The organism is Dactylosporangium sp. NPDC006015, from assembly GCF_040614215.1.
Classification (GTDB): domain Bacteria; phylum Actinomycetota; class Actinomycetes; order Mycobacteriales; family Micromonosporaceae; genus Dactylosporangium; species Dactylosporangium maewongense.
In genome coordinates this window covers 225,611-249,961 of the sequence record NZ_JBEXUD010000011.1, presented here as the reverse complement: position 1 = coordinate 249,961, position 24,351 = coordinate 225,611, and the positions used below count along the sequence as shown (strand labels likewise).

The following is a 24,351-nucleotide window of genomic DNA, read 5'->3' as shown; positions in this document are numbered from 1 at the left end:
CGTAGTACGTAGCGTGTACTAAGGTTGGAGGTTCAGCGAGCCTTCAGGTCCCGGTCCATAGCGTGCCCGGCATGTGGCAGCTGGCGACACTACGACGGGAACGCCTGGTCGCGGGCGTGCTGGTTGGCTGGGCCGTGATGTGGTTCGTCGTGATGGCGGTCCACGGCGGCGGGTCGTGGCACTTCTTCGTCGACGGCGCGACCGCCCTCGCCGACCTCGACGACACGGCCGCCGGCGGCCTGCACCTCTACGCGGCCGCGCCCGTGCTGCAGATCGGCCCCGTCGCCTTGCTGGCTGCCCTACCGCTGCTCGCCGCCGGACCGCCCGGGGCACTGTTCGCCGTGCAGGTCCTCGGCGCGGCCGCCGGCCTCGTCATCGTCCGGCAGATCCGGCAGGTCGCCGGCCGGATCCGGCCGAACCTCGACCGGCACGACATCAACCTGCGGGTGGCCCTGGCCGCGCTGTACCTGCTGCCGGTCTGGATGTACCTGGCGGTCAGCTCCGCCCATCTCGACGACGTCCTCGCCCTGCTCGGCACGATCGCCGCCGCACAGGCCGCCTGCGCCCGCCGGCCGGTCCTGACGGGCCTGCTGCTGGGCCTCGCCGTCGACGCGAAACCATGGGCGCTCGCCTTCGCGGCTCTGCTGCTGATCGCCGGCGACCGGCGCGGTCGGCTGCTCGGGCTGCTCACGCTGGCGGCGACCGTCACGGTGGCCTGGCTGCCGTTCCTGCTCGCCGACCCCGGCACGATGCGCGCCGTGCACTACACGATCCCCAACACGCAACTGTCCGCACTGCGGGTGTTCGGCGTGCACGACCCGCGGACCCCGTCGTGGGCCCGCCCGGCACAGCTGCTGCTGGGCCTCGCGCTCGGCGTCGTGGCGGTCCGCCGCGGCAGGTGGGCCGCAGTGCCGCTGCTGGCCGTGATGGCCCGCGTCGTGCTCGACCCCGGCACCAACCGCTACTACGTGGCGGGCATCGTCGTCGGTGCCGCACTGTGGGACGTCGCCGGCTCCCGCGCGGTGCTGCCGTGGTGGACGATCGGCGCCGGCGTCGGGCTGTTCACCAGCCGTTTCGTGCCGATGCCCGACCGGGCGCACGGGTGGCTGACCGTCGCCTATTTCGCCGCTTGCTGCGGCCTCGTCCTCGCGCCCCGCGGCTGGACCGATCGTGCCGCCGCGGCCGGTGTACGGTGGCTGCCCCCGACCCTCCACGCTCACGCCGACCGCCTGCGGGCCGCGTTGACCGACGCCCTGCGGCTGGAGGCCCTACCGGGCGTCGATGCGCAGCAGCGGGCCGAGATCGACGGCGGCGCCGGCACACACCCAGGCGAGCGTCAGCAGGGCCCCGCCGGCACCGACCGGCAGCAACTGCGGGCCGCCGGGCAGTGACGCGGTCCCGATCACCAGCCCGGCCGCCGTTGCCGCAGCCGCGAGCGTGCCCAGCCCGGCCATGATCGCCCGGGGCGACGCCGGCCGGCCGAGCACCGGTCCGTGCCGGGCCACCAGCCGGCAGGTCTGCGCCGCGGCCCAGGCGAGTGCCATGTACCAGCCGAGCAGCAACGCGGCCTTCGACCCTGCGGTCAGGGCCGGCGCGACGCGGACCACGCCGACGACGAGAGCGCCCACCAGCGCCGGCGGCAGCAGCCCGCGGACCCCGGCTCGGCACACCACCCTGCTGCCCGCCAGCGGCCACCTCGGCCGGGGCGCGACCAGAACGAGCCCGGCGAGCATGGCAATGAGGCAACCGCTGAGCAGGTGAGCCCGGCCCGCGGATGCCAGCTGCGCGTCGTCGAGCTCGGCGGCCAGATGCAGCACATACCAGCCGACGGCGGCGACCACGACGGCCAGCACCGACGCCCGGTGCCGTCGCTGGCTCCCGCTGTCGGCCGGCCACACCGCCGGATGCAGCCACATGCCCACGGCCGAGCAGGTGAGTCCCAGCCAGGCCCGTGGGCCGGCGGCGTGCACCTCCGCCTCGACGTCCTCGCCCCACCGCGCCCGGAACGCCGCCGGATACATGCCGACGAGCGCCCGCACGAGCCGTGTCCGCCCGCCGCCGGACACGGCACTCACGCCGCACCGGTGGCGAGCCGCCGCAGCCCCGTCGCGGCGACCTGGGCCATCGAACGCAGCTCCCGCTCCAAGACGGCGCGGCCCTCCGCGGTGATCCGGACCGGCCGCTTGCGCCCCTCCGCGTCCGACGGCTCCGGCTCGACGAACCGCTTCGCCTCCAGCCGGGCCAGGGCCCCATACAGGCTGCCGACGCCGAGCCGCTCGCCGGTGAGCTCGGCGATCGCGGTGTTGATCGCGTAACCGTGCTTGGGCCCGTCGGCGAGCGCACACAACACCAGCGTCTGAGCGTCCGCCGTCTGCATCACCCGATGCTACCCGCCGCGTAGTACGCGCCGTGTACCAGTACGCCGGCCGTGGCGGCACGTCCGGGGGAACGCCGGCCACGACGTTCAGCGACCGTTCAGGTCCGAGGTGTGAGCCTGTGCCGTATTTCGGCGTGTCCCTCATCGTCACCACCATCGTGTTCAGCGTCCTGCTCGCCGCGACGTTCGTCCTCTGGTACCGCAGCGAACGCACCCTCTCGATCCACTCCATCACCACGCGCCGCCGCGAATGGTTCTACTGGGCGGCGATCCTGTTCACGTTCGCGCTCGGCACCGCCGCCGGCGACCTGCTCGCGGAGCGGCTCAGCCTCGGTTACCTGCCGTCGGCCGGAATCTTCGCCGCGGTCATCGCGGTGATCGCGATCGGCTACCGGTCCGGCGTGCTCGGCGGCGTGTTCGCGTTCTGGGCGGCGTACGTGCTCACCCGGCCGCTCGGCGCGTCACTCGGCGACTGGCTGTCCCAGGCGCGCGCCGACGGCGGACTCGGCCTCGGTACCGTCGGACCCAGCGTCGCCTTCCTCGTGATCGTGATCGGGCTGGTGACGTACCTGACGACGTCACGGCGCGACGTCATCGAACCCTGAACTGACCTGCCCGCTTCGCCGGACCCACAGATCACCGCCATTGAACCGGGTCCTTACAGCCGGCCGGGTCAGGTGGTGGAGGATCGCCGGGCGCGGGACCGGGCGCGCAGCAGCTCGACGGCGATCGGTGCCACCGACACGACCACGATGCCGATCAGGATGAGCTCGATGTTGTCCTTGACGAACGTGACCTGGCCGAGGAAGTACCCCAGGACCGTGACGCCGCAGCTCCATAGGATGCCGCCGAGGACGTTGTAGACGATGAAGGTGCGGTAGTGCATGCGGCTGGCGCCGGCGACGATCGGGGTGAAGGTGCGCACGATCGGCACGAACCGGGCCAGGACGATCGAGCGGGCGCCGTGGCGTTCGAAGAACTCCTGCGCCTTCGTCAGGTACTCCTGTTTGAACAGCCGGGAGTCGGGGCGGCGGAACAGGGCCGGCCCGACCCGCCGGCCGAACAGGTAGCCGACCTGGTCACCGGCGATGGCCGCGACCGATACCAGCAGGCAGACCAGCCACAGTGGCTGGTGCAGGTAGCGGCCGCCGGCGACGAGCAGTCCGGTGGTGAACAGCAGTGAGTCGCCGGGTAGGAAGAACCCGATGAACAGCCCAGACTCGGCGAACACGATCGCGAGGATGCCGATGAGGCCGAAGGTGGAGATGAGCCACTCCGGGTCCAGGAACTTGGGGCCGACAGCGAGGGTCGTGCTCAGGGCGTACACGATGCGGAACTCCCATTGAGGGGGTGGACGAGTCTGGTGGCTGCTTCGATGACGAGGACCGAGGCGAGGGCGATGCCGAGACCGGCGAGGATGTCACCGGGGTAGTGCACGCCGACCCAGATCCGGGCGACGCCGACGACGGTTGCGGTCACCAGGAGGGTGATCCCCCAGCGGCGGTACAGGAACCAGCCGATGGCGACGGCGATCGTGAACGCCGCGGTGGCGTGGTCGCTGGGCAGGGAGCCGCCCGCGTCGTGCGGGATCAGTTCGTAGTTCATCGCCGGTGACGGTAGGCCGGGCATCCTGAGAATCCGATGAAGGACCGTTCACGGGTGGGTGATCACCACCGGGACGGCGCTGACCTGCTCGGCGAGGGCGTTGACCACGGCGGCGAGCAGCTGCACCTGTTCCCGGGTGAGCGTGTCGTAGGACGCGAACCCGTCGCCGTGGCGGTGCTTGCCGAGCTCGGCGGTGACTGCGGCGAATCGTTGGTCCAGGGCCGTGCCGAGGTCGGGCCGGCGGGCGTCCAGGACCGGCCGCAGCGTGTCGAGGGCGGCGCGGCAGCCGTCGACGTTCGCGGCGAAGTCCCACAGGTCGGTGTGGGAGTAGCGGTCCTCCTCGCCGGTGACCTTCTTCGCGGCGACCTCGTCGAGGAGGCTCTTGGCGCCGTTGGCGACCTCCAGCGCGGTCGCCTCCACGCCGTCGAGGCGGTGCCGCAGTTCGGTGACGTCGGACTCCAGCTGCACAGCGACGGGCGTGACCTCGGTCATCGGTGTGCCGTTCCACAGTTGCTGCTCGATGCGATGCCACCCGGTCCAGGGCTGGCCGGGGTCGAGGTCGCCGTCGCGGGCGTCGATGCGCGGGTCGAGGTCGCCGAAGGACTCCGCGACGGGTTCGATCCGCTCGTACGGGGTGCGGGCCGCCGCGTACAGCGCCTGGGCACGGCCACGGTCGCCGGCCTTGACCGCGGCGACGAACCCGGCGGTCTGCGCGGTCATCAGGTCGCCTTGCGCCAGCAGGTAGCGGTGGTACGCGGCGGCGGCCGTGGCGAGGGCCGGGTCGGCGCTGGTGGCGCCGGACGGGGCGCCGCCGGTGACGGTGAGCGGCCCGCGCAGGCCGGTGCCGGTCATGCCGGGTCTGCAGGAGGTGGTGTACGAGCCTGCCGCCAGTTCGACGTGCAGGGTGCGGGTGACGCCGGGCGCGATGTTCTCGACCTCGCCGATGATCCGGTCACCGGCCCCGTACACGTAGAACTCCGTCAGCTTGGAGCCCTTGTTCGTGACCGTGAACTCGCGGCCGCCCGCGGTGGTGTGCTCGGTGCTGACGGTGCAGGTGGTGTCGGTGGCGGTGACCGTGATCCGGTCGGTCGCGGGCGCGGCGGCCGGCCCGCCGCAGCTGCTGCTCGGGGTGAGGACGACCGCGACTACCGCGACCGCACCGACCCGCACCTTGGCCGGTGCGGCGACCGGACGGAAGTACAGCAGCAGCATGACGGCGGCGAACCCGGCCCAGGCGAGCACCTCCAGGACGGTCGCGCGGGTGGTGACGTTGACGGTGCCGGCCAGGAGCGTGGCATACCACGAGGTCGGGTCCACGCCGGCGCTCACATCGAAGGCGAGGGTGGTGCCGCCGGGCAGCACGGCCGCGCTCTGCAGGCCGTGCACGGCGTACTTGAGGATCCCGGCCGCGACCAGGATCAGCAGGACCGCGGTCCAGGTGAAGAACCGGCCGAGGTTGATCCGGGCGGTCGCGGTGCTGATCAGCCAGCCGAGCCCGACCGCCACGACGACCCCGCTCAGCATCCCGGCCAGCGGCGCCGCGGACTCGCTCGCCCCCTCCGCGGCGGCGAAGACCAGCAGCACCATCTCCACGCCCTCACGCACGACGGCGAAGAACGCGGTCGCGGCGACCGCCCACCCGCCGACGCTCAGCGCGGTGGCCAGCCGGTCGGTGAGCTCGCCCTTGAGCGTGCGGGCGGTCCGGCGCATCCAGAAGATCATCGCGGTGACCAGGACGACGGCGGCGAGGGAGGTGACGGCCTCGAACAGCTCCATCCGCACGCCGCTGCCGAGCCACCCCGCGACCGTGGTCAACAGGACACCGAGCCCCGCCGACAGCAGGATCGCCACCGCCACCCCGGCCCACACGTGCGGCAGCCGGTCCCGCCGCCCCGCCTGGACGAGGAACGCGACCAGAATGCTGACCACGAGCGCAGCCTCGAGACCGTCGCGCAGACCGATCAGGAAGCTCGCGAAGAACACCGTTCCCACGCACTCACTCCAAGCAAGGTTAGGCTAACTTCGCTAGACTCCTACATCTTGTAGGAGTGCGCAAGTCGGCCTCGCGCCACCGCTGGAGCGCCTCGAGCATCGCCGTCGTGGAGTTCGCGCTGGTCGCCCACGCGTGGTGGTCGGCGGCCTGACACCGGCACGTTCAGCGGACTCTCAGGCCGCCCTCGGCACACTGCCCGGCATTTCCCGGCACGTCCATCCGGAGGCGGCGCACATGGATCGAACACCTCGGCATCTGCGGACCTGGCTGCTAGCGGTGGCGGCGGCGGCCACGGCCGGCTTCCTGGCCCTCACCGCCGTCGTGGTGGCCCACGTCGCGGTGGTCGAGCGGTTCGACAACGGCGTGAGCAGCACGGCCCGGCAGTTCGCGGCCGGGCACGTCCGCTGGCGCACGCTGATGTCGTTCGTCACCCATACCGGTGACTCGGGCGTGCTGGTGTCCCTGGCCCTGCTGACCTTCATCGTCCTCGCGTGGCGCCAGCAGTGGCAGGCGGCGCTGCTGGCGGTCGCCGCCCCCGCGGCGTCGGTCGCCATCCGGGTCACGGTCCTGCACCTGGTGGCCCGGGAGCGGCCCGTCGACCGGCTCACGGCGATCTCTGGATGGTCGTTCCCATCGGGTCACACCACGTCCAGCGGGGTCGCGGCGGGTGTCGCGATCCTGCTCGTGCTCGCCTACGTGCGGCGCGAGCCGCTGCGGACCGCCCTGATCGTCACCGCCGCCGGATGGGCCGTGCTGGTCGGCGTGAGCCGTGTCGCCCTCCTCGCGCACTGGCCGACCGATGTCCTCGCCGGCTGGTTCCTCGCGACCGCGGTGACGACGGCGTTCGCAGCGGGCCGCACCGGCGCCGCCAAGCAGCCCCAGCAGCCGGCTTCCTGAGGTGTTCGTTGTTCGCCAGGTCGAGGCGCCGCTGCTCGCGGACGGTCTGCCCGGCGGCCGGCCGCAGCGGCGAGATCGGGCCGGCGCCGCCGACAGCCGCGGACGCGGCGATCACCCGGCCGTCGGCGTCGACGACCTGCACGAAGGTGCGGTCCCGGAGCGACGGCCGGATCGCGGCGGTGAGGCTCGCCCCGCCGGACTGGCCGACCGCGGCCGCCACCTGGACGGCCCGCTGATTGGTGGTCTGGTTGACGTTGTCGAGCAGGATCAGCCGCGCCGCGACGACGAGCGCGATACCGCTGAGGATCGACGCGACGGCGACGACGAGCGCGGCGGCGAGCGCGGAGCGCATCCGCACGCCGAGCCGCCGCCGCACCCGGTCCCTGAGCTTCGTCCTGCCCGCCATACCTGGCAAGGCAACCCGGTGCTCCTGAACCCACGCTGAAGCGCGCTACTGGAGGGTGAGCGTCCCGGCGTCCGCGGCCGCGCCGAGCGGCGGCAGGCCGTAGGCGTCCTCGATCGTCCGCAGGATCGTGTAGTGATCGATGCGCGCGGTCCGGTCGCCGGGGGTGACGCCGGCGCCGAGGACGACCGTCGGGATGTGATTGCCGTCGGTGCGGTTGTCCTCGTCGAAGGTGAGGATGAGCAGGCTGTTGTGGGTCTCGGCCCAGTCGATGTAGCCGCCGAGGGTGTCGCGCAGCCACGCGTCGGCGTCGGCCTTCGGGCAGTCGTGCATGTCGTGGCACAGGCCGGGGATGACGAACGCCACGGTCGGTAGCCGGTCGTAGTCGGCGGGCAGGTCCGTCAGCGGCCGGTTGACCTCCGCGGGCACGTTGTCGAAGTTGACCCACGGGTTGTGCCGTCGCACGTAGCTGCCGGCGGCGCAGACCGCCGAGCCGGCGGCCGGCAGGTCCTCGGCGTAGCCGGCGAACGTGTGCCCGGCGTCCAGCAGCTGCCGGGCGAGGTTCGGCTCGTCGTGGAACATGTGCCCGCAGTGGTTGTCGGTCACGCCCTGGGTGCTGCCGGAGAACAGGGCGAGGTAGTTGGGCTGGCTGGGATGGGTCTCGCCGTACGCTGCGGTGAAGTTGGCCCCGCGGCGGGCCAGGTCGCTGATGTACGGGGTCTTTCGATGTCCGATGACGGCGTCGTACCGCTTGTTCTCCATCACCACGATCACGATGTGGTCGGGGCGCGGGGTGCTCGATGGCGGTGCGGCGAGGACCGCACCCGCGCCGAGCAGCGAGGCGCCCGCCAGGATTGCCGGAATAATACGCATTCCTACAATTTGTAGGAGATCGTGGGTGCGCGGGTCGAGCGCCACGGTCGTGTCACCGCTTCGTGGACCGGCGGCTGTTCAGCGTCCTTTCAGGTTGGCAGGCCGAACATCCACCGCAGCCTGGCCCATCCGGACCGGCATCCCGGACCCGAAAGGATCGGACCGATGACGGCACCGCTGATCCACGGCCGGTCGGCCCGCGTGGTGGTCGTCTCCGCCAGCTTCGGCGCGGGCCACGACGGCGCGGCCGCCGAGCTGAACCGTCGGCTGCGGCTGGACGGGTTCGCGGTCCAGCGGCACGACTTCGTCGACCTGCTGCCCCGCCGCGCCGGCCGGCTGCTGCGCGGCATGTACCGCCGGCAGCTCACCACGCTTCCCGCCACCTGGGGCTGGCTGCTGTCCGCGGTCGGCACCGCGGGCGTTGCGGCGGCCGCGTCCCGGCTCACCGCGCTCGCCGACGAGGCGACCCTCGCCGCGGTCGGCCCTGATGCCGCCGCCGTGGTCTCCACCTACCCGCTTGCTGGTCAGGTCCTCGGCCGGCTGCGTCGGGACGGCCGGCTGAAGGCTCCGGCGCTGACCTACCTGACGGACCTGTCGGTGCACCCGCTGTGGATCGCCGGCGGCGTCGACACCCACCTCGCCCTGCACGACGAAGCGGCCCGGCAGGCGCGCCGGCACGGCGCCCGCGACGTGCGGGTCGTCGCACCCGCCGTGTCGCCGGCGTTCGGCCGTACGCCCCCGGTCACCTCTCAGGTGCGGCAGCGGCTGCGGTTCGGTCTGCCGGCCGTGGCGCCGCTGGCGCTCATCGTCGCGGGTGCCTGGGGCGTCGGCGCCGTCGAGCGGGCCGCCGCCGACATCGCCGCCACAGGCCTCGCCGTCCCCGTCGTGGCGTGCGGACGCAACGACCCGCTGCGGCACCGGCTCGCCCGGACCGGACGGGTGGTCGCGCTCGGCTGGATCGACGACATGGCCGCCCTCATGCGCACCTGCCAGGTGGTGGTGCAGAACGCGGGCGGGCTGTCGTCCCTGGAGGCGCTCACCGCCGGCGTCCCGGTCGTGACCTACCGGTGCGTGCCCGGCCACGGCCGCAGCAACGCCGAGGCCCTCGACGTGGCCGGCTGGGTCCCCTGGATCCGCGACCCGGCCGACCTGGCCGCCGCGCTGCGCCAGGCGATGGTCACCCCGAACGCGTTCCGCCCGGCGGCGATCCGCCCGGAGACCGTCATCGCCGCAGCGGCCGGCATGCCGAGCCCGGTCCCGTCCGCGGTCCGGCCGCCTTCGCCGGTGGCGGACGGCGGTCCGCGGGTGGTGGCGGCATGAGGCGGGGACTGGCGTGGGCGGCCGGTGTCGCCGGTGCCGCGTGGGCCGTGCACGCCGCTCCCGCCGTCACCGCCTGCACGCCGCTGCGCCGCGCGGTGCTGCCCGGTCTCGCCGGGGCCGGGGCCGCCGGGCACGTCGCGCTGACCTTCGACGACGGCCCCGACCGCCGCTCCACCCCGCAGTTCCTGCGGGTGCTCGCCGAGCACGACGTGCAGGCCACCTTCTTCCTGCTCGCCTCGATGCTGCAGCACGACCCCGACCTCGGCCGTGAGATTGTCGCCGCCGGCCACGAGGTCGCCGTGCACGGCTGGGCACACCGGTGCCTGCTGTGGCGCACCCCCGGTGCCACCGCCGACGACATCACCGCCGCCCGCGACCTCATCGCCGCGACGACCGGCGTGACCGCGCGGTACTACCGCCCGCCCTACGGTGTGCTCACCGCCAGTGCCCTGCGCACCTGCCGGCGGATCGGCCTGCGACCGGTGCTGTGGACCAGCTGGGGCCGCGACTGGCGGGCCCGCGCCACCCCGACGTCCATTGTGGACACCGTCGCCGGGCGGCTCGCCGGTGGCGGCACGGTGCTGCTGCACGACTCCGACTGCACCTCGGCCCCCGGCTCGTGGCAGCGGACCCTGGCCGCGCTGCCCAGGATCATCACCCTGGCCCGCGACCGCGGCCTCACCGTCGGCACGCTCGCCGAGCACCTGGGCGAACAAGCACGCGAACACGCGGGCGAACGAGCTGGCGAACGTCTGGCCGAACGCCGCGTGGTGTCGGCATGACGTGGCTCGTCACCGGCGGCGCCGGATACATCGGCGCCCACGTCGTACGGCGGCTGCGCACCGCGGGGCAGCCCGTCGTCGTGCTGGACGACCTGTCCACCGGGATGCCGCACCGGGTGCCCGCCGACGTGCCGCTGACCGTCGCCGACGCGCACCACGCCGCGGCCGTACACCTCGAGACCCGGCGGGCCGTCGGGCGGATCTACAACGTCGGCAGTGGTCGCGGGGCATCGGTCCTCGACGTCGTGCGCACCGTCGAGTCCGTCACCGGGCTGCCGGTGCCGCGTCACGCGGGGGCGCGGCGGGCCGGGGACGCGCCCGCCGTCGTCGCGGCCGTCGGCCGGATCCGCGACGAGCTCTCCTGGCAGGCCCGGCACACGCTCGCCGACACGGTTGCCGCCGCGTGGACGGCCCGGCGGCACGACACGGTCGCGACGGCCGGACGGCCATGACGACCAGGGCGCGGCTGATCCTGCTGGCGGGCGGGATCGCCGTGGTGGTGTGGGCGGCGCTGCACCTGTCGTCCGTCGGCGCATCGTGGTCGGGTGCCTGGCGGCAGCTCGGCACCGTCACCTGGCAGTGGCTCGCCGCGCTCGGCGTCGTCTGGCTCGCCGGGCTCTGCGTGCACACCATCGTGCTCAGCGCCGCCATGCCCGGCCTCACCCACCGCCGGGCCCTCACCCTCAACCTGGCCGGCAGCGCCCTGTCCAATGTGCTGCCGCTCGGTGGCGTCGCCGGCACCGCGCTCAACCTCGCCATGGTCCGCGGCTGGGGCCACGGCAACCTCGACTTCGCCCGGTTCGTCATGCTGTCAAAGGCCTGGGACACGGCGGCAAAGCTCTTCATGCCACTCGTCGCCGTCGGCACGCTGCTCGCCACCGGCTCCCTGGACGCCGGCCCCAACGGCATGCTGTGGCTCGCGACGGCGGTCTTCGCCGCCGGGACAGGTCTGCTCCTGGTCACCGCGCTCTTCGGCCGGGCGGGACCACTCCTGCGCGTCGTCGCGTTCGCCGAGCGGCTGCGGCACCGACGGCCCGGCTACGGCGCCGGCGCACCCAGTGCCGTGCCGGGCTGGACGGCCACGGCCGCGGCACTGCTGGACGGCACCGACCAGCTCGTCCGGAGCCGGTGGGCCGCATTGACCTGGGGCATGATCTCCTACTGGCTGATGCAGGGCGCCCTGTGGTGGCTGTGCCTGCTCGCAATCGGCGCAGCCATGCCATGGCCGCTGGTCGTCGCCGGCCTCGTCACCGAACGACTCCTGACCCTCGCCGGGATCACCCCGGGCGGCGCAGGACTCATCGAAGCCGGCACCGTCGGGGTGCTGATCGGCCTCGGCGCCGACGCTATCGGCGCCCTCGCCGGGGTACTGCTGTTCCGCGCGTTCATCTTCGTCGCCGAGATCCCCGTCGGTGGCCTCGCCGCCGCGCTGTGGCTGCTGACCCGGCGCACCACTCCCCGAACCGGACCGTCCCGACCGGAGCCCCCATGCGGATCACCCACGTCACCGACGTCTTCCTGCCCCGCCTCGGCGGTATCGAGCTCCAGGTCGACGACCTCAGCTCCCGCCAGCTGCACAGCGGACACCAGCCGACCGTCCTGACCACCACCGCGCCCGGCGCGGATACTGCCGATGCGGTCCCGGTGCGGCGACTCGGGCACGGCACGGCCGGAATCGGGCCCTACCGCGTCGTACGGGAGCCGCTGCTGCTGCGGGCGCTCCGGGCAGATCGCCCGGACGTGGTGCACGCGCACATCTCGGCGTTCTCGCCCCTCGCGTGGACCCTGACCCGCCTCGCCGCCGCCGACGGCATCCCCACCGTCGTGACCGTGCACTCGATGTGGCACGACATCGTTCCCCTGGTGCGCCGCTACGCCCGCCGATACGGTGCCGCGGCCTGGCCGGTGACGTGGACCGCGGTCAGCACGGCCGCCGCGGCCGCGGTCCAGGACGCCCTGGACGGCGCACCCGTCGCTGTGCTGCCCAACGGCATCGACCCGGCCGCCTGGCTGACCCCGCCCGCCCCGCGCACCGGTGCGGCGCCGACCCTGATCAGCGTGCTGCGGATGGTCCGCCGCAAACGGCCCGCGGCGCTGCTGGACCTGCTCCTGGTGATGCGCACGGTGCGGCCCGGCGGGTTCCGGGCCGTGCTCGTCGGCGACGGCCCGCTGCTGCCTGGGCTGCGCCGCCGGGTCGCCGCCGCCGGCGCCGAGGCTGACATCGTGCTCGCCGGGGCCCTGGACCGGCCCGCGATCCGGGCTCTGCTCGCCGCCGCCGACCTGTACGTCGCGCCGGCCCGGCACGAGTCGTTCGGCATCGCCGCCCTCGAGGCCCGCAGCGCCGGCCTCCCGGTCGTGGCCCGCGCCGGCAGTGGGATCGCCGACTTCATCCGGGACGGGACGGAGGGCTGGCTCGTGCACTCCGACGACGACCTGCGTGGGACGGTCGAATCGCTCCTGGACGATCCCGCGAGACTCACCGCCGTCGCCCGGCACAACCGCGCAGTCGCGCCCGGCGTGAGCTGGGGAACGGTCCTCGCCGCCGCAGACGCCCTCTACGACACTGCCGCACACCGTCAATGCCGCCGGCCGGTCCACGGTCGTGGCCAGTTCGTGTCGCCGCGCAACCCCAGCACCTCCTACACGTCGTAGGAGGTAGCGGGGGAACTGCCTGCGCGCCGCCGCCCGAGCCGTGGACGCCGTCGCGGCGCGGGGCCTCCTACGCCGTCTACGTCGCCCGCACCTGACCGGCCTGTGGTCGCAGTTACGGTTCGCGGAGCAGGGTCAGGTCGGGACGGCGGGTCCGGGCCACCACCGCGGCGACGGTGGCTGCCGCGGCGGCGACGCCCGACCCGATCACGACGGCGAGATAGCCCCACGGCACCGCGAGCCGGTCCGGTGGCGGGTCGAACACGCCGTTGAGCGTCGCGACCAGGACCAGGGCCTGCCCGACCCCGAGCGCCACCCCCGCGAGCACGGCCGGCCCGACGATCACGGCGGCCTCACCGGCGACGAATCCGGCGAGATGCCGGCGCCGGGCGCCGAGCGCCGCGGCGACACTGAACGTCCGCCGCCGCTCCGCCATGTCCACCGCCAGGACCAGGCCCGCCGCGGCGGCCGCGATCGCCAGCGCGAAGCCGAGCTCGATGCGGGTGAGCCCGCCGAGGTCGACGGCGGTGAGGCTGGAGCCGACCAGGGCCCGGCTCGTGGTGATGTCGGTGACGGCCGGGCCGGGCCCGAGCCGGGTGCGCAGCGCGGCGGCGACGGCGGCCGGGTCCCCGCCCGCCGTGTCGACGAGGTGCGTCCCGGGCCCCGCCCCGGCCTTCGCGGTCAGATACGTCTCGTTGACGACCAGGAAGCTGTCGGTCGGCGCGGTCGGGAACTCGTTGACAACACCGAGGAAGTGAAAGTCGACGGGAGTCGCCGCGCCCGTCCGGGCGTCGGTAACCCGCAGAGTGATCCGGTCGCCGGGCTGCAACTGGAAGTCCACGACGGTCTCGGCGGAGACGAGGACCCCGTCGGGCTGCCGGTCGAGGCGTTGCATGAGCGCCGCGGCGGTACCGCCGGTGAACCAGCCGTCGGCGAGGTGCGCGCCGGCGGTGACCGTGGCGGGCCGCACCGCGTACAGGTCCTGCAGGTCCGCGCCGACATAGGCGAAGCGGTGCTGGATCGTCTCCACGTGCCGCACCCCCGGCGTGCCGGCGATCGCGCCGGCCAGATCGCCGCTGGAGTCGCTGCCGGCATCGGCGGCGGTCACGGTCACGTCGGCGCCGTTGGTGAGGCGGGCGTCGACCTCCGCCTGCTGCCGGTATGTGGCGGTGAACCCGGCCGCGGCCACGGCGAACCCGACCGCGAGCGCGATCAACGTCACCGCTGTCGCGACCGCCCGTCGGCGCCGCCGTAGCCCGGCGGCGGCCGTGCCGGCCAGCGGACCCGCGGGTCCGCGCAGCAGCCTGGTCAGCGGCACACGCCCGAACCGCAATGCGAGCTCGACGAGCCGCCACAGCAGCAACGCGGCCCCGACCCACAGCAGCGCCGGACCGGCGAACGCCCAATAGTCCACCGCGATCCGCGGCGCCCCCTCCGGCGCCAGCACCAGCTGGTAGCCGGCCGCCGACGTGGCCCGCAGCACCAGGAACGCGGCCGCCAGCGCGGCGACGTCACCACCGAGGCGCAGGACCAACGGCAGCCGATCGTGGTCGGCCCCGGCCCGCACCGCGGCGACACTGTCGGCGCGCAGGGACCGCCAGGCGGGCAGCAGCACCGTGGCGGCCGCCACGACGACCCCGGCGACGGCCGCGGCGGCCGACCACAGGGGCGTGCCCGGGTTGCCGAACACGGCCGCGCCGAGCGCAGCCGCAACCGCCACCCCGAAACCGGCGCCGAGGACTCCGCAGACGGCGGACTCGACCGCGGCGAAGGTCAGCACCTGCCGGGTGGTGGCGCCACGGGTCCGCAGCAGCGCCTGCTCGCGCTGCCGCCGCCGGCTCGCGGTGGCGACGATGACAGCGGTGAGCAACCCGGCGAGGACGGCGCCTGGGGTGGCCAGGAACAGGAACAGGGCAGTGGCGTACGCGGCGTCGGCCCTTGCGGCGTCCAGCGCGGCGCCGAGGTTGTCGGTGGTGTGGCCCGCTCCGGCGAGGTCCGCGTCGAGGTGCCGTGCGGCACCGCCGGTCGCCGTGTAGGCCCGGCCTGGGTCGGCGGGCAGCCTCCGGTCGGTCCGGGCGTGCACCTCGTCGGTGAACAGGTCGGCCCGCACAGCCCGCAGCGGCGTGAACATCTCCGCGAACGTGGTGTCCGGCAGCAGCAGCACGTTGTCCGGTGGTGCCACGGCGGTTCCCGGCGTGGTCCCGGCGAACATGGTGTCGGCGTGCGGCAGGTCCACCACCCCGGTGACGGTCACCTCCGCCGGCGTCAAGCCGGGCCGCTGGACCGTGATGACCGTGCCGGGCACGGCCCGCAGGTTCGCCGCCGTCTGCTGCGCCAGCAGCACGCCCTTGCCGTCACCAGGACCGCCTCCGAGGTCACGGATCTGTCCCGGGAACCGGTCGCGGTAGCCGTCCGGCAGGCCCACGACGACGGCCGCCCCGGTCGTGCTCACCGACCCGCGGATTGTCGCGGCCAGCGCCGGCACGCGCACGTAGGCGACGGGCAGCGCAGTGCGGACACCGGGTTCGGCCCGCACCAGGTCCAGGACGGTCTTCGGGTCTGCGTTGACGTCCAGGTGTACCTGCCAGTCGACGCCGACGGTCGCGACGGCGCGCGCGGTCATGCTCTGCTGTGCCCTGCTGAGGAACGCGCCGAGGGTGGCGAGCAGCGCGACGGCGGTGCCGATCCCGGCCGCGGTGGCGAGCAGGCGGGCACCGCGGTGGCGCAGCAGCCCGTCGAGCCAGATCAGCATGTGTCTGCTCCGATGGGTGTGGTGCGGGTGAGCGTCCCGTGCGTCATCGACCAGCGGGTCCGCATCCGGGCGGCCACGGTCTCGTCGTGGGTGGCGATCAGCAGGGCGGCGCCGACGCGCTCGACGGTCGCCAGCAGCGCCGCGGCGAGGTGGGCGGCGGTCGGCCCGTCGAGGGCCGCGGTCGGCTCGTCGGCGACGACCAGCTCGGGCCGGCCCGCGACGGCACGGGCGACGGCGACGCGGTGCGCCTGTCCGCCGGACAGCTCGTGGGGCAGCCGGTCGGCAAGATGGCCGAGCTCCAGGGTGCGCAGTGCCTCGGCGGCGGACTCGGCGGCCGCTTCAGCGGTGTGCCCGGCGAGTAGCAGCGGCAGCTGCACGTTCTCGAGGGCGGTGAGATCGGGCAGCAGGTTCGGCTGCTGGAACACGATCCCGACGCTGCCGGGGTGCTGCAGCGGCCCGCCGGGCAGCCGTGGCCAGGTGGCGGTGCCGCTGGTGGGCCGGTCGATGCCGGCGACGAGGTGCAGGAGCGTCGACTTGCCGGACCCGGACGGCCCGGTCACCGCGATCCGGTCCCCGGCGACCACGAGACAGCTGACATCGTCGACGGCGGTCACCTCACCGAACGTGCGGCCCAGCCCGGTGCCGACGAACAGCACGGTGCCGTCACCCGTCATGGCCGGTCCGGTCTGTGCCCCGGTCTGCGGCTCGGCCTGCGGTTCGGTCTGCGGTTCGGGTGTCGGCTTGGTGGACACGACCGTCGTGGAGCTCGACGACCCGGTGCGCGGCGCGGGTGACGGCCCGGCTGTGGCTGGCGACGAGGACCGCGGTCCCGGCGACGGCGCGCGCGGCGAGCAGCGACAGCACCGCCCGCTCGGTGAACGCGTCCAGCTCACCGGTCGGCTCGTCGGCGATGAGCACCGGCGGGTCGTTGGCCAGCGCGACCGCGAGCGACGCCCGGGCCGCCTCACCTCCGGACAGCTGCCCCGGCAGCACCCGGCCGCGCCCGTCGAGGCCGACGGCGCCGAGGAGCCGGTCGACGACACCAGCATCGTGCCGCTGCCCGGCGAGCCGTCGGGCGAAGCGGATCTGCTGCCCGATCGTGAGGTGCTCCAGGAGGTTCCCCGACTGGTGCAGCACGCCGATGTACCTTGCTCGCAGCCGGGCCCGATCCGTGTCGGGCCGGCGGGTGATGCGCTGCCCGGCGACCCACACATCACCGCCGTCGGGTTCGTCGAGCCCGGCGAGACACTGCAGCAGCGTCGACTTGCCCGACCCCGAGGGCCCGGTCACCGCGACCCACTCACCGGCGGCCAGCTGCACCGACACCCCGCACAGCGCGACCACCTCCTCGTCGCCGGCGTGGAAGAACCGGTACAGCCGCTGCGCCCGTAGCGCCGCCGCCGATGGTGCGGTCACGGCAGCCACCGCACGGAGTCGGTGACGGTCCGCCACGGGTCGACGTTGTCGGCGCCGTGCGGCCCGGCGAGGGTCACGGTCAGCAGCGTCGCGTCCCGCCAGAACTGGTACCGCTCGACGTCGTCGCTGACCACCTTGCCGGTCACCGGATCCGCGGCGGAGTCGGCCCGGTACGTGATCAGCACCGCCGTGCCCGTCTTGCGGTCGACTGTGCTCACCGTGCCGGGCGTGAACCCGGCCGTGGTGTCCTTCAGCGCCGCGAGGTCGGCGGCGCCGCTGGCGGCGTCCGGCGGCGTGGCCCGCGGCGCGACGACGACCGTGATCGTGTTGAGCTTGTCGGTGAAGGTCGCTGTGCCGCCGGACTCGGCACGGGCCCAGCCCTCCGGCACCTTGATGCTGAACCGGCCGTCCGCCGGCCGGTACTCGACGAACGCCTGGTTGTCAGGGATGTCCCCGGCACCGCCGGTGTCCCCACCCGACCCGCCCCGGCCGCACCCCGCGAGCATGACGACGACGGCCGCGATGACCAGTGTCACAACCGAACGATTCCGCATGACCGGCACCGTAGGCGCGAGTGCCTGAAAGCCCGCTGAACGCGGGTCCATGCGGCCGGGCAGGCTATCCGCCGTCAGCCGCCAGACGGTAACCGGCCCCGCGGACCGTCGTGATCGCCGTGCGCCCGAACGGCTGGTCGATCTTGCGGCGCAGGTAGCCGATGTAGACGTCGACCACGTTGGAGTCGCCGTCGTAGTACGTGTCCCAGACGCCCTCGAGGATCTGGGTGCGGGACACGACCTCGCCCCGGTGCCGCATCAGGAAGTGCAGCAGATTGAACTCGCGCGGCGTCAACGCAATCGGCTCGTCGCCGCGCGCCACGGTCAGCCGGGCCGGGTCCAAGCTGAGGTCCCCGACGGTGAGCACGGCCGGCCGCTCGGGCGCACCCCGGCGGATGAGCGCCCGCAGCCTGGCCTCGAGCACCACGAAGCTGAACGGCTTGGTCAGATAGTCGTCCGCGCCGAGGTCGAAGGCGTCCGCCTCGTCGAACTCGCCGTCCTTCGCGGTCAGCATCAGCACCGGCGTCCACACGCCGGCTGCCCGCAGTTGCCGGCACACCTCGTAGCCGCTGAGCCCGGGCAGCATGATGTCCAGCACCACCGCGTCGTACACGGTCCCCTTCGCCGCCCACAACCCGTCGGTGCCGGACAGGGCAAGGTCCACCGCGAACCCGTCGACGTTGAGCCCCTGCCGAATCGTCTTGGCCAGCCCCTCCTCGTCCTCCACGAGCAGCACCCGCATGCGATCACCCCCTGAACCGACCTATCAAGCCTGCTGCGCACCGATAAGGAACCGCTGAGAGCGCTGCCCCACGGCTGACCGGCGTCAGCGTGATCCGCGGGTCGCAACCACTTTCAGGCCTTTCTTATGCGGCTTGTCATAGGTTTGCCCAGATTTGCCCTACTGTCGCCGGCCCTCGGCGACCGACGGCGCAAGGAGATCCCTATGCAGCATGCCGAGGACACCACCCAAGCAGCGCTGGCTCGGGGCAGCCGCTACGCCATGCGAAAGCTGCCCGACGTCACCCTCGCCTTCTGGATCATGAAAATCGCCGCCACAACGCTCGGTGAGACCGCCGGAGACCTGTTCGCCCAGACCCTCAAGCTGGGCTACTTCCTCACCACGATCGCCCTGTTCTGCATCTTCGTCGTCACGCTGCTCGCGCAGCTGCGCTCCCGCCGGTACAACCCGTTCTGCTACTGGGCCGTCATCCTGTCTACGAGCATGGCCGGCACCACCATCTCGGACTTCATGAATCGCGACGCCACCGCCAAGTACCTCCCCACCGGCGCCGCCACCCTCGGCTGGGGGCCGCAAGGACTGGGGCTTGGCTACCCCACCGGTGCGGCAATCCTCGTCACACTGCTGATCACCATCTTCGTGGCATGGCGGTACGCCGGGCTCACGTTCGCGATCCGCGACATCGACACGTTCCGAGGCGAGGCGCTGTTCTGGGCCGCGATCCTGGTGTCCAACACCCTGGGCACCTCGATGGGCGACTTCCTGTCCGACAGCTCCGGCCTCGGCTACGGAGGTGGCGCGCTCCTCATCACCGCCGCGCTCGCGGCCCTGCTCATGCTCAAGTACGTGCCGGCCGTCCCGAACGTGGCCTTGTTCTGGGCCGCGTTCGTCCTCACCCGGCCGCTGGGCGCCACGGCCGGTGACCTGCTCACCAAACCCACCACCAAGGGCGGCCTGGACTTGGGCACACTCGGCTCGTCCGCAGTCCTGCTCACGGTGCTGTTCGGGCTCATGGCCCACGCCCACGTCAAAGACCGCAAACACGGCCCCCGTCTCCACGAGCGCAGTGCCGGAGCCGCCGCCGGCCGCGACCACCTACACGTGGAGGGATGACGGTGGGAAGCATGCCAGGCAGCTGCCTCACACCCCGCTCGAGGCGCTAGCCCGTACATCCGGGTACCGGTCGTTTGGACTCGCACGGCTGAGCCGAGATCCGGATCGCCGACCCGCGGCGCGCCATCCCCGCCATGTCGCCAGTCCCAATGGCGATGATGCATCGACCAGATGCCGGACGCTCGGCCCGGCGCCGTCCGCTCCGCCGGGGTGTGACGCAGGCCGCGGCGGGTAGCCAGCGAGGTGTCGGTGCACGTCCGCCCGCGCGGCCGTCCCCACGGGAGCAGCGATGCGAACACCTCTGGTTGTCATCGGTGCGCTCCTGCTGCCGGTGGCGCTCACGTTGTCCGCCGTCGCCGCCGCCGTGTTGCTCACCGGTGACGGCCATTGCCAACGCCTGTCCCGGCCGTCCCTGCCCGGCACGCGGATCCTCGCGATGTCCGCGGTCGCCCACCCGGACGGCATGGATGCCCGGGCCTCCCGCCCCGGTCGGCCCGTTGCCAGCGGGGTTCCGGCGTTCTGCGACGTTACGATCATCCTGACGCACCCGCCGCTTCGTGACCGGGTCCGTGTCCAGGTGTGGCTGCCACAATCGACGTGGAACGGCCGTTTCCAGGCCACCGGCGGCGGAGCGTTCGCCGCCGGCGAGTTCGAGCGCGCCCTCGTCCCAGCGGTCCGGCGGGGCTACGCGGCGGCCTCCACCGACGCCGGTGTGCCGAGCACTGCCAAGAGCCCGCCGGTCTGGGCGCAGCGCCATGACCGGCCGATCAACGACGGGCTGTTGGCCAACTTCGCCTACCGCTCAGTGCACGAGATGAGCCGAATCGGGAAACAGGTGATCGCCGGGTTCTACGGCCGGCCGCCCGCCTACTCATACTTCACCGGCTGCTCGACCGGCGGCCGGCAGGGCCTGACCGAGGCGCAGCGCTACCCCGGCGACTTCGACGGCATCCTCGCCGACGCGCCCGCCATCGCCTGGAACCGCCTTACCCTGGCCCAGTTCTGGCCGCAGGTCGTCATGAACGAGGCGGGTACGTACCCGACCGCATGCGAGTTCGCCGCCTTCAACCGCGCCGCGATCGCAGCGTGCGATACCGACGACGGCCGCCTCGACGGGATCATCGGGCGGCCCGACACCTGCCGGTTCGACCCCGGCCGGCTCGTCGGCACGAGCGTGCGCTGTCACGGCCGGACGATCCGGATCAGCCGGGTGGACGCCGACATCGTCGGCAGGATCTGGGACGGCCCGACGACCCGCACCGGGGAACGGCAGTGGTACGGCCTGCCGCGCGGCGCGTCGTTCAGCTGGCTGGCCGGCACAACCAAGCCCCTGTTCGGGCCAAGGCACGGCGCGCCGTTCCCCGTCGCCGCGGACTGGATCCACTACTTCCTGCTGCGGCAACCCCACCTCGACGTCTCCACCATCGGCTACGCCGAGTTCGAGCGCCTGTTCGAGGAGTCCCAGGCACGCTACGGCGCCGTCATCGGCTCCGACGATCCCGACCTGTCCGCCTTCCGCGCCGCCGGCGGCAAAATGATCACCTGGCATGGCCTGGCCGACCCAGCCGTCTTCCCGCAGGGCACGGTCGACTACCGCCGCCGCGTCGAATCCGCCATGGGCGGCGGCGAGGCCACCGACCGGTTCTACCGCGTCTTCCTCGCCCCAGGCGTGGGGCACTGCTCCGGCGGGGCCGGACCTGTCCCCACCGACCCGCACGCCGCGCTCGTGGACTGGGTCGAACACGACCGCGCGCCCGACACACTGCCCGCTGCCACCACCGGAGCGCATCCGCACCTCAGCGGCGTCCTGTGCCGCTACCCGCAGCAGGCAACCGCCGGCCGTCCCTGTCACTGACGGACCCGCCGGTCGCCGAGCACATACGAATGCTCATCCGGCCGGAGACCGAACGTTGCTGCTGTCAGCGATGGTTGGCCACTGTCAACGGATCTTGGCCACTGGGCGTCGGTCGATCTGTGGAGTACCACGCCGCTCGTCGATGGGCGACGATGGATGCGGGTGGCAGCCGACCTTTCGAGCGTTTAGGGTTCGGGTCTGAGCTTCCCCCGCTTTGATGGAGCTGTGGTTACCTGCCTCCGGTCGGGGCAGGGGTGAGGTTGTCTGGCTCGGTCTGGGTGTGCCAGGCGGTCTCGTATTCGTCTGGGCTGCGGTAGCCGAGGTCGCGTTGAAACAAGACTAGGCTGTCGGGCATGGCCCCGGCGGCACTGCTCGACGACCCCGGCGCGGAACTACGCGACCTCGCCGCCGCCCGGGCCGCGGCTGCCGCCCGCACCGACGAGGCTCTTGACGCCGGCGGACCGGCGTTGACCGTCGTCGAGGAGATCCGCCACGGGCTGCTGGCCGCGAGCGTGCGCACCGTCATCAACGCCGTCCCGCCCCGGCTCGCCGAGCTGCTGGTCGACGCCGGCCTGTGGCCGCTCGAGCGAGCCGTCGCGCACGCAGCGCTGTACCCCGACGCGTATGCCCGCGCGGACCTGCTCACCCGGCTGCTGCCGCGCCTGCCCGAGGACCGCCGCCCCGCGCTCGCCGCCGAGGTGCTCGACGCCGCGCGGGGCATGCACGGGCACACCGCCGCCGGCCTGTACGCCGCGCTCGGCGACCACCTCGCCCCCGGTGACCTGGCTGCGGTCGTCGCCGCGGCTCGCGCGCTGCCCACCGACCTGCACCGCTGCCTGGCGCTCACCGGTCTGGCAGCGCACTTGTCCGGCGCGGCGCGGGCCGAGGCGCTGCGCCTCGCCGAGACCCGCGCCGCAGCGCTGACCCGGCTGGCCCCGCACCTGACCCCGGCCGAACTCGCCGCCGCGCGGCGCGCAGCCGAGGCTCTGCCGGGGCCGGCCGGCCGGGCCGAGGCCCTGGCCGGCCTCGCCCCCTACGTGCCCGCGCCCGACCGCGCCGGGGTCGTCAGGGCCGCGTTCGCCGCGGCGGCGCAAATTCCCGACACGGTGCCCGACGAGGAGTCCGACGAGGCGCGCGGAACCGGGCGGCTCGTCGCGCTGGCCCGCTGCTGCCGGACGACCTCGTCGAGGCTGCCCTGGCCGCGGTCCTGAACCTCTGGCTGCCGCGTCTATTCACCGCGCTGCGCCGGCTGGCGCCCCGCCTGTCGCCCGCGCAGCTCGAGCGGGCGGCCGACCACCTGGACCGGTACGTGATCGACGAGTTCCGCGGTCGCGGGTACGTCGTGCTGGCCCCCTTCCTGCCGCCGGAGCGCGTCCGGCGGATGGTCTCGGCCGCCGCCGGGTTCCGCGGCCGGCTCGAGCGCATGGCAACGACGATCGGCCTGGCGCCGTACCTCCCGCCGGGCGACCGGCGGGCCGCCCTGACCCGCGCGCTCGCCGACGCGCCGGGTATCGATGACCACGACGAGCGGGCCGCCGTGGTCGCCGCGCTGATGCCGTACCTGACCGGGGAAGCCCGGCGGCGCGGGCGCGCGGCCTCGGCCGCACTCGTCCCCTCGGTCGGCTCCTACGCGCTGCCCCTCGTCGCCCCGCACCTGGACCCGCCCACGCGGGACGCGGTCGTGGCCAGCGCGCTCGCCCGCGCGACCGCGTATCCGACCCGCACCGACCTAGACCTAGTCGCCCGACTGGCGCCGCTGCTGAGCGGCGAGCAGCTCGTCGCGGCGCTCGCGCACGCCGAGGGCGTCGGGTTCCTGCCGGACCGGGTCGCAGGCGTGATCGCCCTACTGCCGCATCTGCCGGCCGGGACGCGCAACGCGGCGCTGGGGCGGCTCACGGCCGCCGTCGACGCCGAGACCAACCCGATCGGCCGGGCGCGGCTCCTCGGCGACCTCGCCCCGCACCTGTCGCCGGCCGAGCGCGCCGCCGCGCTCGCGACGGCGGTCGAGCTCATCGCGACGATCGGGCAGCCGTACAGCCGCGCGTATGCGCTGGCCGCCGTCCGGCCGCACCTGCCGGCCGCGGAGGGCGAGCGGATCGCCGCCGGGACGCTCGCCGACGCGGCCCGGATCGGCGCGGAGGAGGTGGCCCTCGCCCGGCAGTTCATCGACCCGCCGGCCGGGGACACGCGGCCGCCGGTGGCGCGCATCCGGGCCGCGTTGGACGCCGGCGGGCGGGGCGAGGTGCTCGCCGCGCTCGCGCCGCTGGTGCCCGCGGTCGTCGAGGTGGGCGGGCCGGGCGCGGCGGGGCGGCTGCTCGACGTCGTGGGCGAGGTTACTGGGCGGTGGCCGTAGCCAGGCGCGCCTGGATGCTGGTCAGCAGCAGGCCGCGGCCGTGGTCGAAGTCGGTGCCCGGGTCGGGGCAGAAGAAGACTTTGATCGCTGTTTCGTGGTCCTTTGTGGGTTCTGTCTCGTCGAGCGTCGCCACGGTGCCCGCGGCGGCAAGGGCGGCCCTGCGCACAATCTCGCGGAGCGCTTCGACCGCCGAGGTTAACCATTGTCCGGTTTCTGCCAGCCGGCACAAAGGATCAGAATCGTTGAGACTGCGCCCGCCGAAGCTCTCTCGACCAAGGTGATCCGGAGCTGCTCCCGAACCAGCACCGGATCGGAACCGATGCGAACCAACAACGTACGTAAAACGGGGCTCTGGCGCGAACCGTGTGATGGACGATGAACGTTGCGCAGGTGCGCGATGCCGTCGGACAGTTACTTCCCCATCTGGACGGCGTCGAGATCGATGAGGCGGTAGACGTCGGGGCCGAGCTGGTCGCTGCGGCTCGGGTCCACAGCCGTCAGGCCGGTTGTCAGGCGTGTGCGGTGCCGTCGTCTCGGGTGCATCGCGGTATCGCCGTACATTGGCGGATGCTCCGGTCGCTGGCCGGCCGATCCGGATCGTGTTGTCGGTGCGCCGGTTCTTCTGCGACAAGTCGGCATCGACCATGACGGCAATCTCGGATCAGGT

The 24,351-nt window shown here is 73.4% G+C and carries 24 protein-coding genes; 13 read left to right on the top strand and 11 right to left on the bottom strand.

Annotated features, from left to right (window positions below; genetic code table 11):
- Positions 1–71: 71 nt before the first annotated feature.
- Entirely contained in the window at positions 72–1,391 is a 1,320-nt protein-coding gene (locus ABZ321_RS22050; protein WP_354893963.1) for a glycosyltransferase 87 family protein, read from the top strand.
- A 680-nt stretch (positions 1,392–2,071) separates the two neighbouring features.
- On the opposite strand, the gene ABZ321_RS22045 is transcribed toward ABZ321_RS22050, so the two are convergent.
- On the bottom strand, positions 2,072–2,377 hold the full coding sequence (locus ABZ321_RS22045; RefSeq protein ID WP_344513587.1) for a helix-turn-helix transcriptional regulator: 306 nt from the start codon (positions 2,375–2,377) through the stop codon (positions 2,072–2,074).
- Positions 2,378–2,496: 119 nt separating this feature from the next.
- Between ABZ321_RS22045 and ABZ321_RS22040 the strand changes: the two genes are divergently transcribed.
- Positions 2,497–2,982 carry a hypothetical protein gene (locus ABZ321_RS22040; protein ID WP_354893959.1) on the top strand — a complete coding sequence of 162 codons (486 nt, stop codon included), beginning with the start codon at positions 2,497–2,499 and terminating at the stop codon, positions 2,980–2,982.
- Positions 2,983–3,050: 68 nt separating this feature from the next.
- Here ABZ321_RS22040 and ABZ321_RS22035 read toward each other — a convergent pair whose 3' ends face one another.
- From ABZ321_RS22035 to efeO, 3 genes are read right to left on the bottom strand one after another with little or no spacing between them, the layout of a single operon-like run.
- Positions 3,051–3,704 (bottom strand): VTT domain-containing protein, encoded by a 654-nt coding sequence (locus ABZ321_RS22035; RefSeq protein ID WP_354893957.1) that lies wholly within the window; start codon positions 3,702–3,704, stop codon positions 3,051–3,053.
- Positions 3,692–3,982 (bottom strand): phosphatase PAP2 family protein, encoded by a 291-nt coding sequence (locus ABZ321_RS22030; protein ID WP_354893954.1) that lies wholly within the window; start codon positions 3,980–3,982, stop codon positions 3,692–3,694. The genes ABZ321_RS22035 and ABZ321_RS22030 overlap by 13 nt, the downstream gene beginning before the upstream one ends.
- Positions 3,983–4,030: 48 nt before the next feature.
- A complete protein-coding gene (gene efeO / locus ABZ321_RS22025; protein WP_354893951.1) occupies positions 4,031–5,974 on the bottom strand; it encodes an iron uptake system protein EfeO in 1,944 nt (647 codons plus the stop codon).
- A 235-nt stretch (positions 5,975–6,209) separates the two neighbouring features.
- Between efeO and ABZ321_RS22020 the strand changes: the two genes are divergently transcribed.
- Together ABZ321_RS22020 and ABZ321_RS22015 are read left to right on the top strand one after the other, a co-directional pair.
- The gene (locus ABZ321_RS22020) at positions 6,210–6,872 is read left to right on the top strand and encodes a phosphatase PAP2 family protein (RefSeq protein WP_354893948.1); all 663 of its coding nucleotides are present in this window, start codon (positions 6,210–6,212) and stop codon (positions 6,870–6,872) included.
- 1 nt (position 6,873) lies between these two features.
- Complete coding sequence (locus tag ABZ321_RS22015) at positions 6,874–7,317, top strand: hypothetical protein (protein WP_354893945.1); 444 nt, start codon at positions 6,874–6,876, stop codon at positions 7,315–7,317.
- Between the two features lie 6 nt (positions 7,318–7,323).
- On the opposite strand, the gene ABZ321_RS22010 is transcribed toward ABZ321_RS22015, so the two are convergent.
- Positions 7,324–8,148: an alkaline phosphatase family protein gene (locus ABZ321_RS22010; RefSeq protein ID WP_354893942.1), complete on the bottom strand. Its 825-nt coding sequence runs from the start codon at positions 8,146–8,148 to the stop codon at positions 7,324–7,326.
- A 165-nt stretch (positions 8,149–8,313) separates the two neighbouring features.
- On the opposite strand from ABZ321_RS22010, the gene ABZ321_RS22005 reads away from it, so the two are divergent.
- The 5 genes from ABZ321_RS22005 to ABZ321_RS21985 are packed head-to-tail and all read left to right on the top strand — an operon-like array spanning position 8,314 to position 12,902.
- Positions 8,314–9,468 carry a glycosyltransferase gene (locus ABZ321_RS22005; RefSeq protein WP_354893939.1) on the top strand — a complete coding sequence of 385 codons (1,155 nt, stop codon included), beginning with the start codon at positions 8,314–8,316 and terminating at the stop codon, positions 9,466–9,468.
- Complete coding sequence (locus ABZ321_RS22000; RefSeq protein WP_354893936.1) at positions 9,465–10,250, top strand: polysaccharide deacetylase family protein; 786 nt, start codon at positions 9,465–9,467, stop codon at positions 10,248–10,250. Before ABZ321_RS22005 ends, ABZ321_RS22000 begins: the two co-directional genes overlap by 4 nt.
- Positions 10,247–10,702, top strand: a complete 456-nt coding sequence (locus ABZ321_RS21995) for an NAD-dependent epimerase/dehydratase family protein (protein ID WP_354893933.1) — start codon at positions 10,247–10,249, stop codon at positions 10,700–10,702. The genes ABZ321_RS22000 and ABZ321_RS21995 overlap by 4 nt, the downstream gene beginning before the upstream one ends.
- A complete protein-coding gene (locus tag ABZ321_RS21990; protein ID WP_354893930.1) occupies positions 10,699–11,853 on the top strand; it encodes a lysylphosphatidylglycerol synthase domain-containing protein in 1,155 nt (384 codons plus the stop codon). Before ABZ321_RS21995 ends, ABZ321_RS21990 begins: the two co-directional genes overlap by 4 nt.
- Entirely contained in the window at positions 11,739–12,902 is a 1,164-nt protein-coding gene (locus tag ABZ321_RS21985; protein ID WP_354893927.1) for a glycosyltransferase family 4 protein, read from the top strand. The genes ABZ321_RS21990 and ABZ321_RS21985 overlap by 115 nt, the downstream gene beginning before the upstream one ends.
- A 112-nt stretch (positions 12,903–13,014) precedes the next feature.
- On the opposite strand, the gene ABZ321_RS21980 is transcribed toward ABZ321_RS21985, so the two are convergent.
- The 5 genes from ABZ321_RS21980 to ABZ321_RS21960 all read right to left on the bottom strand — a co-directional run bounded on the left by ABZ321_RS21980 (position 13,015) and on the right by ABZ321_RS21960 (position 18,363).
- Positions 13,015–15,651 (bottom strand): ABC transporter permease, encoded by a 2,637-nt coding sequence (locus ABZ321_RS21980; protein WP_354893924.1) that lies wholly within the window; start codon positions 15,649–15,651, stop codon positions 13,015–13,017.
- The gene (locus ABZ321_RS21975; protein ID WP_354893922.1) at positions 15,645–16,325 is read right to left on the bottom strand and encodes an ATP-binding cassette domain-containing protein; all 681 of its coding nucleotides are present in this window, start codon (positions 16,323–16,325) and stop codon (positions 15,645–15,647) included. Before ABZ321_RS21975 ends, ABZ321_RS21980 begins: the two co-directional genes overlap by 7 nt.
- The gene (locus ABZ321_RS21970; protein WP_354893920.1) at positions 16,315–17,067 is read right to left on the bottom strand and encodes an ABC transporter ATP-binding protein; all 753 of its coding nucleotides are present in this window, start codon (positions 17,065–17,067) and stop codon (positions 16,315–16,317) included. Before ABZ321_RS21970 ends, ABZ321_RS21975 begins: the two co-directional genes overlap by 11 nt.
- A complete protein-coding gene (locus ABZ321_RS21965; protein WP_354893917.1) occupies positions 17,064–17,621 on the bottom strand; it encodes a hypothetical protein in 558 nt (185 codons plus the stop codon). Before ABZ321_RS21965 ends, ABZ321_RS21970 begins: the two co-directional genes overlap by 4 nt.
- A 64-nt stretch (positions 17,622–17,685) precedes the next feature.
- The gene (locus tag ABZ321_RS21960; RefSeq protein WP_354893914.1) at positions 17,686–18,363 is read right to left on the bottom strand and encodes a response regulator transcription factor; all 678 of its coding nucleotides are present in this window, start codon (positions 18,361–18,363) and stop codon (positions 17,686–17,688) included.
- Between the two features lie 204 nt (positions 18,364–18,567).
- Here ABZ321_RS21960 and ABZ321_RS21955 point away from each other — a divergent pair, with 204 nt between their 5' ends.
- The 4 genes from ABZ321_RS21955 to ABZ321_RS21940 all read left to right on the top strand — a co-directional run bounded on the left by ABZ321_RS21955 (position 18,568) and on the right by ABZ321_RS21940 (position 23,684).
- Positions 18,568–19,476 (top strand): hypothetical protein, encoded by a 909-nt coding sequence (locus ABZ321_RS21955; protein ID WP_354893911.1) that lies wholly within the window; start codon positions 18,568–18,570, stop codon positions 19,474–19,476.
- A gap of 289 nt (positions 19,477–19,765) precedes the next feature.
- On the top strand, positions 19,766–21,331 hold the full coding sequence (locus tag ABZ321_RS21950; RefSeq protein WP_354893908.1) for a tannase/feruloyl esterase family alpha/beta hydrolase: 1,566 nt from the start codon (positions 19,766–19,768) through the stop codon (positions 21,329–21,331).
- A 353-nt stretch (positions 21,332–21,684) separates the two neighbouring features.
- Positions 21,685–22,542, top strand: coding sequence for a hypothetical protein (locus tag ABZ321_RS21945; RefSeq protein ID WP_354893905.1), 858 nt, complete (start codon positions 21,685–21,687; stop codon positions 22,540–22,542).
- Between the two features lie 98 nt (positions 22,543–22,640).
- Positions 22,641–23,684, top strand: coding sequence for a hypothetical protein (locus ABZ321_RS21940; RefSeq protein ID WP_354893902.1), 1,044 nt, complete (start codon positions 22,641–22,643; stop codon positions 23,682–23,684).
- Here the strand turns inward: ABZ321_RS21940 and ABZ321_RS21935 are convergent.
- Positions 23,665–23,913, bottom strand: a complete 249-nt coding sequence (locus tag ABZ321_RS21935) for a hypothetical protein (protein ID WP_354893899.1) — start codon at positions 23,911–23,913, stop codon at positions 23,665–23,667. The two genes, ABZ321_RS21940 and ABZ321_RS21935, sit on opposite strands and share 20 nt — an antisense overlap.
- Between the last annotated feature and the right edge of the window lie 438 nt (positions 23,914–24,351).

Coding starts and splice junctions, on each gene's coding strand:
- ABZ321_RS22050 (WP_354893963.1), top strand. CDS start 72: ATGTGGCAGCTGGCGACACTACGACGGGAACGCCTGGTCGCGGGCGTG.
- ABZ321_RS21990 (WP_354893930.1), top strand. CDS start 10,699: ATGACGACCAGGGCGCGGCTGATCCTGCTGGCGGGCGGGATCGCCGTG.
- ABZ321_RS22020 (WP_354893948.1), top strand. CDS start 6,210: ATGGATCGAACACCTCGGCATCTGCGGACCTGGCTGCTAGCGGTGGCG.
- ABZ321_RS22030 (WP_354893954.1), bottom strand. CDS start 3,982: ATGAACTACGAACTGATCCCGCACGACGCGGGCGGCTCCCTGCCCAGC.
- ABZ321_RS21980 (WP_354893924.1), bottom strand. CDS start 15,651: ATGCTGATCTGGCTCGACGGGCTGCTGCGCCACCGCGGTGCCCGCCTG.
- ABZ321_RS21960 (WP_354893914.1), bottom strand. CDS start 18,363: ATGCGGGTGCTGCTCGTGGAGGACGAGGAGGGGCTGGCCAAGACGATT.
- ABZ321_RS21955 (WP_354893911.1), top strand. CDS start 18,568: ATGCAGCATGCCGAGGACACCACCCAAGCAGCGCTGGCTCGGGGCAGC.
- ABZ321_RS22045 (WP_344513587.1), bottom strand. CDS start 2,377: ATGCAGACGGCGGACGCTCAGACGCTGGTGTTGTGTGCGCTCGCCGAC.
- ABZ321_RS22005 (WP_354893939.1), top strand. CDS start 8,314: ATGACGGCACCGCTGATCCACGGCCGGTCGGCCCGCGTGGTGGTCGTC.
- ABZ321_RS21965 (WP_354893917.1), bottom strand. CDS start 17,621: ATGCGGAATCGTTCGGTTGTGACACTGGTCATCGCGGCCGTCGTCGTC.
- ABZ321_RS22000 (WP_354893936.1), top strand. CDS start 9,465: ATGAGGCGGGGACTGGCGTGGGCGGCCGGTGTCGCCGGTGCCGCGTGG.
- ABZ321_RS21975 (WP_354893922.1), bottom strand. CDS start 16,325: ATGACGGGTGACGGCACCGTGCTGTTCGTCGGCACCGGGCTGGGCCGC.
- ABZ321_RS21985 (WP_354893927.1), top strand. CDS start 11,739: ATGCGGATCACCCACGTCACCGACGTCTTCCTGCCCCGCCTCGGCGGT.
- ABZ321_RS21945 (WP_354893905.1), top strand. CDS start 21,685: ATGGCCCCGGCGGCACTGCTCGACGACCCCGGCGCGGAACTACGCGAC.
- ABZ321_RS21950 (WP_354893908.1), top strand. CDS start 19,766: ATGCGAACACCTCTGGTTGTCATCGGTGCGCTCCTGCTGCCGGTGGCG.
- ABZ321_RS21995 (WP_354893933.1), top strand. CDS start 10,247: ATGACGTGGCTCGTCACCGGCGGCGCCGGATACATCGGCGCCCACGTC.
- ABZ321_RS22010 (WP_354893942.1), bottom strand. CDS start 8,148: ATGCGTATTATTCCGGCAATCCTGGCGGGCGCCTCGCTGCTCGGCGCG.